14 protein-coding genes are annotated in these 15,546 nt (G+C 42.4%); 3 read left to right on the plus strand and 11 right to left on the minus strand.

Annotation, left to right across the window (positions count from 1 at the left end):
- Positions 1-281 precede the first annotated feature (281 nt).
- Positions 282-2,177 (minus strand): M1 family metallopeptidase, encoded by a 1,896-nt coding sequence (locus KGY70_08650; GenBank protein ID MBS3775243.1) that lies wholly within the window; start codon positions 2,175-2,177, stop codon positions 282-284.
- 194 nt (positions 2,178-2,371) lie between these two features.
- Here KGY70_08650 and KGY70_08655 point away from each other — a divergent pair, with 194 nt between their 5' ends.
- Positions 2,372-3,085: a methyltransferase gene (locus KGY70_08655; protein ID MBS3775244.1), complete on the plus strand. Its 714-nt coding sequence runs from the start codon at positions 2,372-2,374 to the stop codon at positions 3,083-3,085.
- 221 nt (positions 3,086-3,306) lie between these two features.
- Positions 3,307-4,752, plus strand: a complete 1,446-nt coding sequence (locus KGY70_08660; protein ID MBS3775245.1) for a nucleoside hydrolase — start codon at positions 3,307-3,309, stop codon at positions 4,750-4,752.
- A gap of 11 nt (positions 4,753-4,763) precedes the next feature.
- Here KGY70_08660 and KGY70_08665 read toward each other — a convergent pair whose 3' ends face one another.
- Complete coding sequence (locus tag KGY70_08665; GenBank protein ID MBS3775246.1) at positions 4,764-5,234, minus strand: methionine-R-sulfoxide reductase; 471 nt, start codon at positions 5,232-5,234, stop codon at positions 4,764-4,766.
- A gap of 124 nt (positions 5,235-5,358) precedes the next feature.
- On the opposite strand from KGY70_08665, the gene KGY70_08670 reads away from it, so the two are divergent.
- A complete protein-coding gene (locus KGY70_08670) occupies positions 5,359-5,577 on the plus strand; it encodes a UPF0175 family protein (GenBank protein MBS3775247.1) in 219 nt (72 codons plus the stop codon).
- Between the two features lie 49 nt (positions 5,578-5,626).
- Here KGY70_08670 and mutS read toward each other — a convergent pair whose 3' ends face one another.
- From mutS to porU, 9 genes are all read right to left on the minus strand, one after another.
- The gene (gene mutS / locus KGY70_08675; GenBank protein MBS3775248.1) at positions 5,627-8,302 is read right to left on the minus strand and encodes a DNA mismatch repair protein MutS; all 2,676 of its coding nucleotides are present in this window, start codon (positions 8,300-8,302) and stop codon (positions 5,627-5,629) included.
- Positions 8,303-8,670: 368 nt separating this feature from the next.
- Entirely contained in the window at positions 8,671-9,192 is a 522-nt protein-coding gene (locus tag KGY70_08680) for a gamma carbonic anhydrase family protein (protein ID MBS3775249.1), read from the minus strand.
- A gap of 51 nt (positions 9,193-9,243) precedes the next feature.
- Positions 9,244-9,579 (minus strand): thioredoxin family protein, encoded by a 336-nt coding sequence (locus tag KGY70_08685; protein MBS3775250.1) that lies wholly within the window; start codon positions 9,577-9,579, stop codon positions 9,244-9,246.
- Between the two features lie 3 nt (positions 9,580-9,582).
- Positions 9,583-9,942, minus strand: a complete 360-nt coding sequence (locus tag KGY70_08690) for a CoA-binding protein (GenBank protein ID MBS3775251.1) — start codon at positions 9,940-9,942, stop codon at positions 9,583-9,585.
- A gap of 103 nt (positions 9,943-10,045) precedes the next feature.
- Positions 10,046-10,603: a helix-turn-helix transcriptional regulator gene (locus KGY70_08695; GenBank protein ID MBS3775252.1), complete on the minus strand. Its 558-nt coding sequence runs from the start codon at positions 10,601-10,603 to the stop codon at positions 10,046-10,048.
- Positions 10,604-10,614: 11 nt separating this feature from the next.
- Positions 10,615-10,881, minus strand: a complete 267-nt coding sequence (locus KGY70_08700; protein MBS3775253.1) for a type II toxin-antitoxin system HigB family toxin — start codon at positions 10,879-10,881, stop codon at positions 10,615-10,617.
- Positions 10,882-10,890: 9 nt separating this feature from the next.
- On the minus strand, positions 10,891-11,352 hold the full coding sequence (locus KGY70_08705) for a 2-C-methyl-D-erythritol 2,4-cyclodiphosphate synthase (GenBank protein MBS3775254.1): 462 nt from the start codon (positions 11,350-11,352) through the stop codon (positions 10,891-10,893).
- A gap of 25 nt (positions 11,353-11,377) precedes the next feature.
- On the minus strand, positions 11,378-12,598 hold the full coding sequence (gene porV, locus KGY70_08710) for a type IX secretion system outer membrane channel protein PorV (protein ID MBS3775255.1): 1,221 nt from the start codon (positions 12,596-12,598) through the stop codon (positions 11,378-11,380).
- A 68-nt stretch (positions 12,599-12,666) separates the two neighbouring features.
- Positions 12,667-15,546, minus strand: a 2,880-nt coding sequence (gene porU, locus KGY70_08715; GenBank protein ID MBS3775256.1) for a type IX secretion system sortase PorU, incomplete at its 5' end; no start/stop codon positions are given.

Consider the following 15,546-nt stretch of genomic DNA (forward strand, 5'->3'; position numbering starts at 1 on the left):
CGCAGTATGCAAGTAGATGACTGAATTTGGATGTTTTGGTTATTGGATTTTCGAAAATTGAATATTATTTGATATTTGGTATTTGAAGTTTGGTGCTTTATCTAACCCGAATTATTCAAGAATAATTCTGACGCTATTGAAAAACCTGGCTTTTTGCTTCAATAAATTTCGCAAAAAGCCGGTTTTTCTAATGCGGGGTTGCCTGCATCCATCCCGCAAACCCTCCCGCATTCAAAAACTTTACCGCTTTTTCAGCGGGATTCGTTTTTGAATAATGCAGTCTAATGCACCTCCATCTTATTATCTTTCCGATTCGTATCCGGTATCTTATCGCTTCCCAGCTTTATGGAATCTATCCGTCTTTGGTCATTTATCTCAATTTGAAACCGGTTACGTCCGTCTTTCCATATATCCATTGGTTCACTGTAGATTTTGGTTTCTCCTCCCGCAAACTTAACTTCCAGTCGAACCGGCACAGGAAACCGGCCTTTCTTCTCAATATTTACGCGTGTGTTGGTTTCTGTTTTTTCCACATCCGATATTGCCAGATCGGGATAGCCGAATTCAAAGAACCAGGGTTTCCAGAACCAGCTCAGATCCTGGTTCAACACATCCTCAAAAGTAAAGAAGAAATCGTAGGGTGTGGGATGTTTTTTGGCCCATCGCTGAATATAGTGTGTCAAGGCTTTGTGAAAATCTTCTTCACCCAAATATCTCCACAACATATAAAATGCAGCGGCAGGCCGCTGATAGGCATGAAGCCGGTAAGCTGAATAATCGCTGATCAGATAGCTTTTCACCATCAACGGCACTTCCCTGTAGTTACCGGCATGCCTTTCATATTGACTAATCATCCCGGAGAAAGGATCAAAATCTTCTACAAGGGCTTCTTCAACCATTCTTGGTAAAAACGTGATCAGACCCTCATCCATAAAGGCATAATATGATTCATTGGTCATCACATAAAACGGGAAATAATTGTGACCAATCTCATGAGCCGTGAGATAAACCGTTCCCTGATAACTCCCTATCGCCCCGTCATTGATCATCATGGGAAATTCCATACCCCCGCTCCCGTTGAAAGCCGTTAACTTAGGCCAGGGAAAAGGAACGCCCATGATCTCTTCGGATAATAATCGAATGCTCTCTCGTCCGATCTCAGCCACCTGATCAAAATACGAAGCACCTTCCTCATAAACTGCACTTACAAAGGTTCTTCTTCCGGTTTGGGGGTCCACCTCCACGCTGGTGCCATCCCAGAGATAACTCTGGCTGGTTGCAAAAGCAAAGTCGGGTACTTCTTCTGTAATAAAATGCCAGGTATGTTCCTCCTTATCCTTCAACACCCTGTTGTTCTCAATGTCCTTATCGGTAACCACGGAAATCACCTCATCGGTTTTCCTTGCCTTTTCAATTCTTTCAAGAACACCCTTTTGATAGTGCTTTTCGGGTTGCTGTAGCTCACCCGTTGCCCACACCATATTGTCACCGGGGATTGTCAATTTCACATCATAATTACTGAAATCGTTGTAAAATTCGGCCGAACCTGTAAAACCATGCGTATCCCATCCCAAAATATCATCATAAACTGAAATTCTGGGATACCAATAGGCCACAAACCAATTGCCTTCCCCATATTTGCCCATTCTGATGGTTACCTGCTCAGGCAACTGCACCTTCCATTCGAGTGAAATGGTGGCTTCACTTTCCGGAAGGATGGGGTTAAGGAGCTGGATCATATAAGTTGTGCCACGACCACTGTTTAACTGGGGGCCACCAGGGCTGTTGATCTCCCGGCCATTAATGGTCAGATTACTCACTTCAACTCCATCGTGAAGATCGGAAGGTCCCACATCAAAATCCCGCGGTACTCCTTTCTGAAACAAATTCATATAAACCCGGATTACCATGTGCTCCAATGTATCCGGGCTGTTGTTGTGATACCTGATGGTCTCCTCGCCTTCCAGGACTCCCGTCTCAGGATCAAAGCGGGCATCTATATCATGATCTGCCGTATTCTGAAAATAATGTTTTCCCGGTGCACCGTTATAAGAGCGGGTTTCAGCATTGTAAGCCTTTTGCAACTCATCGGGCATATAAAATCCGGATTTCTGAGCCCTCAAAGTGCCAAATGTTGCAGCACCCATTAATATCAAAAGAAAAATCTTCTTTCTCATAGATTCTTTGTTTTGAATAGTAAGACCACGAATCATTTTCAAAGTTTAAATCGCCGAATTTACAGATAAATTAACCAACAGCCAAGCGTCGTAGGAAATGTGGTTATGATTGGGGCCAGAATATAAAGATATAACAAGCTTTAGAGGGGAATCCTCAATTTAGTCTTTATTATCTTTGTTAAAAAATCAAGACTTTGGGTAATCAATATTTCCGTTTCAAACAATTTACAATCCATCAGGAAAAAACCGCCATGAAGGTGGGAACTGACGGTGTGCTGCTTGGAGCATGGGCTGACATCAACCGGGCCGCAAGGATACTGGATGTCGGCACAGGTACCGGTTTGATCGCCATTATGATGGGCCAGCGTTCCGGGGCGGAAATCCATGCTATTGAGTCGGAGAAAAAGGCTTATCAACAAGCCAGGGAAAATATCAACAACTGTCCCTGGGCAGACAGAATTTACCTGAAGCATATATCTTTCCAGGAGTACGTATCCCAATCCAACTGTTATTTTGACCTGGTTGTTTCCAATCCCCCGTATTTTATTAATTCATCATCAACGCCGAAAGAAGACCGTAACCAGGCCCGACATAATAAAACCCTGCCTCATCATGATCTGATCCGGGGAAGCTTAAAAATTCTGAAAGCCGATGGTCGTTTAAGCGTAATAATGCCTTACAGCGAAGGCCATTCATTTATCAAACTGGCCGGAGAAAGCGGATTGTATTGCATAAAAAAAACCTATGTAAAGCCAACCCCCGGCAAAAAACCCAAAAGACTGCTGCTGGAATTTGGCCGGTATCAAAGGGATTTGATAGAAAACCAATTAACAATAGAAAAAGGTGGTCGTCACAATTTTACCGAAGAATACAAAGCCCTTACTACCGCCTTTTACCTGTATTTTTAGGCGCTTACCGGTCAAATTCTTGCTTTTTTTGGCAAAACTTGCCCGGTAAGGTACTGGATGCGGAAATTTTTTTATTTATTTTGTCTGATATGCAGATAAGGATAAACCTTTTCCGGTTTCTTTCATTGTCTGCACAGCAAATTCACAAATCATGGGAAATAATTAAATTTCTAAGTCCGTTTTAACTAAAATTAACCATCAACCATCAATTCATATTCACAATGAAAAAATTCATTATCCTTATATTGCTCCTCACCGCAACTCCCTTCTTTACTACAGCGCAAGGGCCGGCCAAACACAGGGTTATTATTGATACCGACTGTGCCCCGGACGATCTGCGGGCGATCAATTTGCTGCTCTCTTCCCCTTCAACCGAGATTCTCGCCATAACTTCCGCAGATGGAGTTCTGGAACCCGAAGAAGGCTACCTGAAGATTATTTCCCTTCTGAAAGCTCATGGACATCAGGGCATAAAAACCGCCCAGGGCATTGTCTCCAAAAATGATGCTCCAGAATGGAGGGGGTTAGCAAAAGAAGCCAATTGGGGGAGAGAACCTGTCAGCTATGAAGAACCTCAGGAGGTGAAGGAATTCCTGATCAAAATTATTGAAGCGGAAGAACAACCGGTTGATATTATCTCTACAGGTCCTTTGACAAACATTGCCAATGCCGTTTTAATGAAACCCTCCATAAAGGAACAGATCAGCAGAATTATCTGGTTTGATCAATGCCAGCCGGAAGTTCCATGGACAAACTATGGCATGGATTGTCTATCGGGAGATTATCTGTTAAAAACGCCCATTCCTGTTTTCAGAATTATGACCAATGAAGATCCCCCTGTGTTATCCGAGTCGTTTCTCGATGAAATCGGAAAAATCCAGACTCCGTATGCCCGAAAAATATACAATTCACACTCCAAAGATACACTGAGGGAAAAAATCCGGGAGGGAAACTTTAAACTCCGGGATGATCTGACCGCAATGTATCTTTACTATCCCGAATTGTTCACCCTGGATACCAACAATTCAGATTCAATAAATTATATGGTCAGAGTTAAAGATAACAAGAACATAAAAACCAAATATCTGGAACATCTCAGTTCCTACAATAAATACAGCAGCATCATTTTTCAGAACTTTCCCACCGATTCAAACTATTACAGAGAAGACATCAGGAATTTCATGAAAGAAACCATTGATCAATATGGTATCAGGGAATGGAGGGCAGTTACGCTTACGGAAGAATTTCACACCCATCTGGGACTCAACTCAATTGTGGGTGCCAAGATGGGGACCCGGGCACTGGAATATTTTCGCACCCAGCCGGGTAATTTAAAAGTCACCTCTTACTGTGGGCATACTCCTCCATTAAGCTGCATAAACGATGGTTTACAGGTATCCTGCGGAACCACTATGGGGCAGGGGAATATCAAGATCAGGGATGAGGCCGTGCTACCAAAAGCCGAATTTCAATACGAAGACAGAACCCTTCAGATCCAATTAAAATCCCGGTATTATAAGCAACTTCAGAGAGCAATCAAGGAAGCCAAGAAGAAACATACTTTTCTTTCGGAGGCATATTGGGAGGCGATTCGGGAAAAATCACTTTCTTATTGGAGAAACTGGGATCGCAATGAGATTTTCCAGGTCAGCAAGATAAGTGAATAAGCCGCACGATTTTATTCTTTTTTGTCTTCCTGATTATCATTTCCTGATTCAGGCATGAACTCAAGAGATATGGAATTCACACAATGCCTCGTATCTTTGGGTGTAAATCCCTCGCCTTTGAATACATGGCCCAGATGGGCCCCACAATTGGCACAGGTAATTTCCGTTCGCATGCCGTCGGCATCGGGTACCCGTTTAACAGCTCCTTCCACTTCATCGTCAAAACTTGGCCATCCACACTGGGCATCGAACTTATCCTCCGACCGGAACAATTCGGCGCCACAGCGTTTGCAGGTATAAGCACCCTCCTTAAAATGATTATAATATTGTCCCGTGAAGGGTCTTTCCGTTCCCTTGTAGATGATAACCCTTTCTTCAGCATTCGTTAATTCTCTGTATTTCATAGTATCACTTTGTGAAAATCCCTGTACAGCAAAAAGTATTAAAAACAGAAAAGCAATATATCCAATTGCAGATTTCATAATATAGAATTTACGGGTATAACAATTCATAGAGATGAAAAGTTCAAATAAACCATGGTAATCACATTATAAAAATTGATAATATAGGAAGAATTAATTAAGTTTGAGAAAGAAACTGAAAACTATGAAGACTTTAACGATTCAATTACCAGATTCTGTGGATGAAAAAGAAGTAAAGATGCAATTAGCAGCTCAGTTATTTGGAAAAGGAATATTGTCCTCTGGTCAAGCTGCTGAACTGGCTGGAGTTTCAAAACGTGAATTTCTGGAAAAAGTAGGAAAATATGGAATATCTATATTTGGAGAAACCCCTGAGGATATTGAAGGACTTATAAATGAATAAAACTATAATTTGCGACACCAGTTGCTTAATTGCTTTGGGAAATGAAAGGTTATTTCATGCCAATGTACCTTTTGATCTCATTTAGTTTATTAAGGGCTTCCACGGGAGTAAGGTTATTGATATCGATGTTTTTGATCTCATCCCGAATTTGTTTGAGCACCGGATCATCCAACTGAAAAATGGTGGTTTGGAGGCCGGCCCTGTGACCGGCAATTTCACCAACCGGTTTGGAAACCGTTCCCTTATCCTGTGAATTTTCAAGATCCTTTAGTATCTCATTGGCACGGGATACCACACTTTTTGGCATTCCTGCCATGCGGGCAACATGTATGCCGAAACTGTGCTCACTGCCGCCTCTCTGAAGCTTTCTGATGAAAATAACTTTATCATCCAGCTCTTTCACAGTGATGTTGTAATTTTTTATCCTGCTGAACGATTTCTCCATCTCATTCATCTCGTGGTAATGGGTAGCGAACAGCGTTTTTGCCCTGGCTTTGGGATGTTCATGAATATACTCCACCATGGCCCATGCAATGGATATGCCATCATAGGTACTGGTGCCCCGGCCTATTTCATCCAGCAGTACCAGGCTCCGGGATGAAAGGTTATTCAGGATGCTGGCTGCCTCATGCATTTCCACCATAAAAGTTGATTCTCCCATGGAAATGTTGTCCGAGGCCCCGACACGGGTAAAAATTTTATCCACCACGCCAATTTTCGATGATTTTGCCGGCACATAACTTCCTATTTGTGCCAGCAAAACAATAAGAGCAGTCTGACGAAGCAATGCTGATTTTCCGGCCATATTCGGGCCTGTCAGGATCATGATCTGCTGTTCTTCGTTATCCAGATATACATCGTTGGCCACATACTCTTCATCAATGGGCAACTGTTGCTCAATCACCGGATGGCGGCCCTCTCTGATGTCAATTACTTCCGAATCCTCTATTTCCGGTTTATAATATTGATTTTCACCGGCAATCCTGGCAAACGACAACAGGCAGTCAAGCCGGGCAATAAGATTGGCATTCAACTGAACGGCGGAAATATAATCGGCCACATTCACCACCAGTTGGTTAAACAACCGTACCTCCAGCTCCATCGATTTTTCTTCCGCTCCCAGTATTTTGGTTTCATATTCCTTCAACTCCTCGGTGATGTAACGTTCGGCATTGACAAGGGTTTGTTTACGGGTCCAGTCAGCAGGAACTTTATCCTTATGGGTATTTCTTACTTCTATATAATATCCAAATACACTGTTATAGCTTACCTTCAGAGAAGGAATTCCTGTTCGCTCGATCTCCCTCTGCTGAAGCTGTTTAAGATAATCTCTGCTGGAATGGGCTATATTTCTTAATTCATCAAGTTCATCGGATACCCCTGGATTGATGACATTGCCCTTATGGATATTGGTCGGTGCTTCCGGGTTTATTTGCTTTTCAATTTTATCCCGGATGGAATGGCAGGGATTCAGTTGTTCACCGATCTTTTTAAGCGGGTCGCTATCAGCCTCCTTACATGCTTCTCTTACCGGCTCAAGGGCATACAGCGCATTTTTCAACTGTAAAATTTCCCGTGGTGTCACCCGGCCGGCAGCCACCTTGGAGACGATCCGCTCCACATCGCCCATCTTCTGCAACTGGCTTTCCAGTAATTCTCTGAATTCAGAACTCTGAAGGATATATTCCACGATGCTTTGGCGCTCCCGGACGGACTGAATCTCTTTCAGAGGAAGGGCCACCCATCTGCGCAAAAGTCTCCCGCCCATAGGAGAAACGGTACGGTCAATAACATCGATCAGTGTTCTGGCTTCTTCATTAACCGGATGAAAAAGCTCCAGATTTCGAATGGTGAATTTATCCAGCCATACATAATGTTCTTCTTCGATCCGGGATAATGAAGATATGTGCCTGATGTTTTCATGCTGTGTTATTTCCAGGTACTGGAGCACCGAACCGGCAGCAATAATCCCATGGGGAAGATTGCTTACGCCAAATCCCTTGAGCGTAGTGGTATTGAAATGCTTCAACAGCCTTTCGGTGGCATTTTCCTCTGTATACACCCAATCATCAAGCTTATAGGTATAAAATCGGTCACCGAACTTCTCCCTGAACTGCTGTTCGTTCCCTCTTTCAAACAACACCTCCTTGGGCTGAAAGCTGTTCAGCAGCTTATCTATATACTCGTAATTTCCTTCGGCAGTCAGGAACTCCCCGGTAGATATATCCAGGAAAGCAACTCCCGCCATGTTTTTATCCAGGTGCACAGATGCCAGAAAGTTGTTCTCCTTATGCTCCAGCACATTATCATCCAGTGAAACCCCCGGTGTAACCATTTCCGTAACACCGCGTTTCACAATCTTCTTGGCTTTGCTCGGATCTTCCAGTTGCTCGCATATGGCCACCCGCTGACCTGCTCTTACGAGTTTGGGCAAATAGGTGTCTATCGCATGATAGGGTATTCCGGCCAGATCGACATAGGAAGCCGATCCGTTTGCCCTTTTGGTCAGTGTGATGCCCAATATCTCACTGGCCTTAATGGCATCTTCGCCAAAAGTTTCATAGAAATCCCCAACCCTGAAAAGCAATATTGCGTCCGGATGTTGTTTCTTGATCCGGTAATACTGTTCCATCAGGGGTGTTTCCACCTGTTTTTCCTTTGTTTTTTTACGGGCCACTGCTTCCTTTTTTTGATCCTGTAATTTTAACAAATTTATAACAATCATGGAAAGGATAAAAATTATGAAATCCTTTGAACTGCCTACTTATTAACAATCCTTCAACAAACATACAGCATGTTTTGATCATCAACATTTCAATACGCTGAATAGATTTTTTATCCTGAATGGCTGGGCCTTTTTAATCACAAACCCATAAATCGAAAAAAGATTCTCCTTTTAAGATGATCTCCGACCTAATATGAAACAGCATTGTTGATATAAAAAACAATAAATTTAGTGTTCAAAACAGTAAATTTACCGTAATGAACAGTAAGGCCGATGTCAAAAATATATTCAAGTATCAAAACAGCAGGAACGAGGACCCGATGAAGGTAGTATGGCCGGGAGCAGGCTCCGGGATAGACATTGGAGGATCAGGAATCCTGCCTGTACCAGTCGGCATACATGAGATAATTGTCGGCTATCCGGTTGATCATGTCCTTCGTCTGCTCCGGATCCACGGTTTTTACAAATTTGGCAGGTACACCGGCGTAAATGCTGTTCGCCTCAATCTCAGTATTTCTCAATACCAATGCTCCGGCTGCGATAATGGAGTTCTCACCTACCACTACATGATCCATTAGGGTAACACCCATGCCTATCAGTACATTAGGATAGATCTTTGCTCCGTGGATGATCACATTATGCCCGATGGATACATTATCGCCTATCTCTATAACACTTTTCTGATACGAACAATGCAGCACTGCTCCATCCTGAATATTCACCTTATTCCCTATACGGATGCTGTTGACATCTCCTCTCACTACGGTGTTAAACCAAAGGCTGCAGTTATCTCCCATGGCTACATCGCCTATAACAGTAGCATTGTCTGCCAGATAACAATTCTCCCCAAATGAAGGGGTCATATTTCTAACCTTCTTGATCAAAGCCATATACTTAACATTTTTATTCACTTTCAGGTCCTGGAAACAGTCTGCTGCCTGCTATTTGAAATAGATGCCATATAACTTTTCCAGCCTCTCATAAAATTTATCCAGGTTTACATACCTGCCCTCTCTAATATATTCCTTTCCGTCAAAGAATACCAACAGGGTTGGCACTGAAAATACCGAAAATTGTCCGGCTACATCGGGATATTCTATTGTATTGATATAGTACAGCAGTATGCGGGGAAAATGGTTTTCAATCAAATTCCTCACTTTAGGCTTCAATACTCTACAAACATTACAATTCTGATGAGAAAAGTAGGCAAGCAGGGCCTGCCGGGTATCTACTATATCGTTCATCTCCCGGAGTGAGGTGATATTATGAAATTCCATGCGTCAAAAATTTCCTGAATTCAACATAACCAGGGTACAGTCCTCAACCACCTCAATACCATTTTTCTTTGCCAGGTCAGCAAAATTTGGGTTTTCAGCTCCCGGATTAAAGATAATTCTTTGGGGATTCTGTCCGAAAACATAATCATAATATTCTTCCTGATTCCGTGGACTAAGATACAGTGTAACCGTATGAAGATCCTCTACGGAAGGTTTCCCTTGAATGATCTTTTTTCCGTTAATTTCTCCCTCCCTGGCTCCTATGGGAATTACCTCATAGCCTTGATGCATCAGGGTCTTCACACAAGTATGGGAGAAACGTCGTTTATTTGGGGATGCTCCCAGCACCATAACTTTTTTCATAGGCTGAATGGCTTATTTATCTGCAAATATAGCATATTTGTTTAAATTGAGGGTAAGGCTGAGACTGAGGCTGAGACAGCATTTCATGCGCAGTCATTTTTTCCTATTCGTTCACTAAATCGTTCTTCTTTAGTTTCAATTTCGGTTTATTTAATCTGGCGATAGTCTCTTCTATCCTGTTTCGGGTATCGGATTGCAGGTAAGTTGGAATCAAGGTTTTTAAACTAATCCCAAAAATTCGATGGATAATCACCAAATCTCTCATAGAAAACTGGGATACTCCGTTCATTAATTCTGATATGTAAGATTTAGAGTGACCCAATAAATCACCCAAATCCTGCTGAGTCATATCATATTCTTTCAGTTTTTTCCGAATCGCGTCTCTTCTTTTTTTTATAAATTTTCTCTCAGCCTCAACAATATTTTCAGCCTTATCGCTATCCTCAAATTGTTTATCGGTTACTTGCTCCGGGTCTGACCAAACACGCTCCTCATATTCAGTCATCAGTCGTCGTAGTTTTTTGCGAAGAGGTCTCAATTCAGGTTGCTCTTTGACCATTAATCGCAATTTTTTATCCAGAAGCAAAGCTTTTTGAAAATCATATTCATTCTCAAGCTTCTCGACTTGTTCTATATCTCTTATATTTTCTAATTCTTTCATAATCTTTTGGTTTAAATCCATTCGTTATCTCGCAGCCATTTTTTAATCACGTTTCGATTATTTTTGAACGTTTTCTCATAATCATCGTGGCTCCCTGCCCAAACCACTGTCATTTCGCCATTCTCCTCGAACTCAATCATTATCAGTGTCCTGTGTACACTTATGTTAAAAAAATAAAATTCACCACTATACACACAATCAGCGTCTGGTCGTTTTTTTGTCAATTCATGGGGATTATTCCACTCGGTTCCCTCTAAATCGGATATTAATTTATCAATCGCTTTGCCTTACTCAAGAAGCACAATGGCATATGCGGCAATACCTTCTTCTCTTCCCACAAATCCGAGTCTTTCAGTGGTAGTAGCCTTGACTGATACGGCAGAAGTTTCTGCCAATCCGGAAAGATGTTGTTTCATTCTTTCTATGTAAGAAGCCAGTTTAGGTCTCTGCAAACAGATGGTGGTATCTATATTGATTATCGAGTAGCCCCGGTCGTTTATCATTTGCATTGTTTTCTGCAAAAGCCGTGTGCCGGAAATATTTTTATATGCAGGATCACTGTCCGGGAAATGTTTCCCTATATCTCCCAAATTTGCAGCACCCAACAGGGCATCACAAATGGCATGGATCAGCACATCACCATCAGAGTGGGCCACACATCCCTTTTCATGAGGAATATTCACTCCTCCGAGCACAAGATCAAGACCTGGTTCAAGCCGGTGCACATCATAACCAAAACCTATCTTCATAAACTATTTGTTATTTGAAATTTTATCAATTCCCTTGTTGATCGCTGGTCAATGCCGCGAAATCCAATACCAGTGTAAATCGTACCGTATTGGCCAGAGGATGATTCTGATAGCGGGGAATCAGATAGGCAAAATCGGCTTGAAACACATTAAGCTTAAGGCCCATACCCATAGTAAAATACTTTCTGTTGCCTTTATTCTGATGCTCGTGGAAATATCCCGACCTCACGGCAAACACATTCTGATACCAGTATTCCAGGCCAAAAGAATATTTGATCTCATGAAGCTCTTCTTCGAGGCCATTGGGGGCATCATAAAACGACTGTATCATTCCCTGGGGTACTGAAACATTGGGGTTCATGCCACTTAAAATGACCCGGTCGCCGTTCTCATCCGTAACAGGATTTCCCAACTCATCCACTTCATATGCCGGAGGCGTAGGCACGAGCAGTTTATTCAAATCGGTAGTAAACATCAATGAGTTGTACTCATCCAGATGAAAATCAAATGCTGTTCCCAGCTTCATGGTGGTGGGAATAAAATTTTCCTTTTCTGTGGTATAAGAAATTTTTGACCCGATATTCCTTATATTCAAACCGAATGAAAAATCCATCTCCTTATCCAGAACGGAAATACCGGGGTATTGGTAATACATGGAGACATCGGCAGCCACCGAATTGCCTGCTTTGGATTCAGTGTTTCCTATATAAGCACCTCCGGTAATATCGCTCCTGATATACCGGAAAGCAACCCCTCCTGAAAACCTATCACTAAATCTTCTGGAATAGGCCGCATCAATGGCAAATTCATTGGGTGTATGCTGGCCCTCATAATCCCCAAATTCATTTCTGAAAATGATGTTGCCCAGTGAAAAATAAAGCAGCGAGCCACTAATTACCTGCTGCCTGTCCAGCCGCTTATATCCGGTCAGATAAGCCAAATGGATGTCATCCACCAGATTTTTAAGCCAGGGTGTATAAGACACGGAAACTCCCATATCTTTATCAATAAATGCATATTTGGAAGGATTCCAGTGAAGGGAATTCACATCGGGTGAGATAGCCACACCTGCATCACCCATTGCTCCGGATCTTGAGTCAGGAGCAATGGTCAAAAAAGGTACCGAATACTTGAGGGTGTTTTCAGAACCTATCAATCTTTCTGTGGGGAGATCATCACTTTGCGAAAACGTTATGTTGGTAAATACTAAAAGCAATACCAAACCCAAAACCATCTTTCTTATCATATTCATGTATTTTTTGCGTGACAAATATATTATTTTCACTCGTTTCACAGACCGAAATATTCCATTTCCTATTTCAGTATAACCAATTTTTGTATTTCTTCCGCGGTTTCCCCTTCACCAGAACGGATTTTGATTTTGTAAAGGTATACGCCTTTCCCTATATTATCACCAAAATCGTCCCTTCCATTCCAATGGATCGGTCCTACGCGAAATCCGTCGGTTTGAATCTGTCTTTGAATGGTTTTGACCAATTTTCCTGAAATGGTAAAAATTTGAATCAATACATCCAAGCTGGTGCCCGGATGGTTGTGTTCAAAATAAAAAGCCGTATTTTCAGTAAATGGATTGGGATAATTCAAAACCTTGTTGATTTGCAACTGCTTGCTTTCCGCTACTGTAAACTCTATATGCGCAGTTGAAGAATTTTCATTGATATCCCATGCTTTAAGCATCAGTTCGTGCTTTCCCTTTTCAAGACCGCTCATCTGGTATCTCACTTCGCCTTTGCGGTAATTATCCTGTTTGGCATTATAATATCTGTTAAGCACCCGTTTATCCTGTGGGTTTTTATCAGGAACCATAACAATATCATGTCCGATGCCGGCACTGGAGACATTAATGCCACTGCTGTCCTCCAGTATGGCATAAAGCACCGGGTCTTCATTGGTGATTCCTCCCGACACAAAATCCTGATCATTCATATGAATCTCAATATCAGGCCCCTGCTTGTCATCCAACTTCCTTTTCGCATATCCGCCCACATAAAAATCACTATAACGGTCCCGGGCAAGCAAATTTCCATCTTTCCCAAAATAAAGCAGCTTCCCTTTATCAACTTCAGGCAGCACATCTTTTGGTACAATAAAATCGCTTTTGAAAGACCCCTCACTGACCCTGCTGTTTCCACTAAACAGGATGTTATCCCTTGACCGGTAAGTAAAAGTTTCACCGCCATCATTGCTTAAAGTGGTCTTCAATTCGGATTTATCGAACAATTTGAGATTGACGTTTCCATTAAAGTGTTCCATTTGCTGTCCCTTTTCATTCACTATTTTCCCGTGAACCGTTATTTTATCCAGCGCATGAACGGTATCTGTCATTTGTGAACCATTCGAAACGATGGAATCGGTATGAACCTGATAGTCCGCAGGAGGCATTCTTAAGGCCGGATCACCGAACAGGGAAAAATTTCTTTTGTTGTTGCCGGTACCTGTATAATTTTTGGTGAGACGCACAATATCACCGAAACGTAATGATTCACCTTCCTGAGTTGTCTCGAATACATAATCATAGAAGTTGCGGTTCAGATCATAGTTAAGGCTTGCATAAACAAGCCGGGTAGTTGAAAAGAGGGCGATACTTCCACCATCGGGTTTCAAAAACACCTCTTCCCCCGCAGAGACATAATCCGGATCATCAAAGCGGGTGAACTCACAGGTAGCTGTCATGAACAGCGGCATTTTTTCAGGGTTGTTCCATTCCTTAATATCATCTTTCGTCAATACCCGCTCATGCGCCAGGTGGTCTTCCCCTCCGTGGCCGGTATAATTGAACAACAATATACCGTTGTTTACTTTTTCATTGATATCTCTGGAAACCCCGGGATATACCGAACCCGTGGCCGAATTTTGCTGTTTATAGGAATCGAAATAAATTTTATCGATGTTGAACATGGGATAATGTCCGTTTACAAATTTTGCCAGCTTATCCGCATCCCGCATGTGCAAATTGTTATCCTGATCATCGGCTACGAAGCACAACTGGTTCAGCCATTCTCCCCAATTATCCGTATCGAGGTACCTTTCCACCTTATTTACCGCATTACGGGCTTCTTCCCTGTTACTAACCGGAAATCGCCCAATCCCGATATCAATCAATCCCGAAGGGCTATTCTCGATATTATCCTGCGGATCTAGCAAACCAAAAAAATCATCCGATACGAAACTTCTGGAATAGTTAAACGACTCCTTCGACTGATAGGTCATCAGATAAGGGCTCCGCTCCGCGTTTTTGTTGTCGTACGACCCGTCGCCGAAAAGCAAAAGGTATTTCAGTGAATCGCCGGGAACGGATTTATTGTAGATCATCTTCACAAAATTTCGGATCGCGGCGGGGTCAGGCTTACCGGAAGAAAATTCATGGTATATCTGTACATCGGTAACGACGGATACTTTAAAATCATCCTTTCTCCGGTGAATATCGGCCAGTCTTTTTGCCTCGTCAATATACCGGTCTTTGGTTATTATAAGCATATCCCGGGGTCCCATGCCGTGTAAATTCTGGTTATCGATCTCACCTACTATTTCCGGTTCATAATATTCTTTATGGTCAAAAGCGACAAATTCACGATATGTTGTGTCGGCTCGGATTTTAAATGTTGCCGTGCCGTCTTCTTTCTGAACATCATCAATCCTGCGAATTTCATTATCTGAAGTAACTTCCCATATCATTATATTCTCCGGCACATTATCCAGATTGAACTCAACCACCCGGGGCCCCTGCGGGCTTCTGTATCTGAAATGCATCTGACTACCTTCCATCTTTAATTCCCTTACGGCATTTACCGTAAAAAGGTTCAGCCATCCCTGAGCTGAAGCAGTGCCCTTCTCATAAATCACCTCCGGTGACAAATTGTCCGATTCGGGCAAATATTCCCCATATCCCGATTTTGACCGGGCAAAATACCCTGTATAATTATAATTTACAGACGGAATCTCTACCGATAACACGTTCCCCGCCCCTGAGGCAACAGCAAACCGGCTTTTATAGGAAGAACGGGATACAAAATCCCCTCTTATTTTAACAGGTCTATCCAATATAATATTCGGAAACTCAAAGTTCAATTCATGCCTCAGCTTTGCATCAAAGTATTCTCCAACCCATTCCTGCCCGGATTGAATCAGGTTTCTGTTCCGTTTTTCATGATGGGCATAATCTGTGAATGCACT

This window comes from Bacteroidales bacterium, assembly GCA_018334875.1.
Taxonomy (GTDB): domain Bacteria; phylum Bacteroidota; class Bacteroidia; order Bacteroidales; family UBA12077; genus JAGXLC01.

Excerpts from the sequence above, each read along its gene's own strand:
- KGY70_08650 (MBS3775243.1), bottom strand. The coding sequence starts at position 2,177 with ATGAGAAAGAAGATTTTTCTTTTGATATTAATGGGTGCTGCAACATTT.
- KGY70_08690 (MBS3775251.1), bottom strand. The coding sequence starts at position 9,942 with ATGAAAAAAGTTATGGTGCTGGGAGCATCCCCAAATAAACGACGTTTC.
- KGY70_08705 (MBS3775254.1), bottom strand. The coding sequence starts at position 11,352 with ATGAAGATAGGTTTTGGTTATGATGTGCACCGGCTTGAACCAGGTCTT.
- KGY70_08685 (MBS3775250.1), bottom strand. The coding sequence starts at position 9,579 with ATGGAATTTCATAATATCACCTCACTCCGGGAGATGAACGATATAGTA.
- KGY70_08660 (MBS3775245.1), top strand. The coding sequence starts at position 3,307 with ATGAAAAAATTCATTATCCTTATATTGCTCCTCACCGCAACTCCCTTC.
- porV (MBS3775255.1), bottom strand. The coding sequence starts at position 12,598 with ATGATAAGAAAGATGGTTTTGGGTTTGGTATTGCTTTTAGTATTTACC.
- KGY70_08665 (MBS3775246.1), bottom strand. The coding sequence starts at position 5,234 with ATGAAATCTGCAATTGGATATATTGCTTTTCTGTTTTTAATACTTTTT.
- KGY70_08670 (MBS3775247.1), top strand. The coding sequence starts at position 5,359 with ATGAAGACTTTAACGATTCAATTACCAGATTCTGTGGATGAAAAAGAA.
- mutS (MBS3775248.1), bottom strand. The coding sequence starts at position 8,302 with ATGATTGTTATAAATTTGTTAAAATTACAGGATCAAAAAAAGGAAGCA.
- KGY70_08680 (MBS3775249.1), bottom strand. The coding sequence starts at position 9,192 with ATGGCTTTGATCAAGAAGGTTAGAAATATGACCCCTTCATTTGGGGAG.
- KGY70_08695 (MBS3775252.1), bottom strand. The coding sequence starts at position 10,603 with ATGAAAGAATTAGAAAATATAAGAGATATAGAACAAGTCGAGAAGCTT.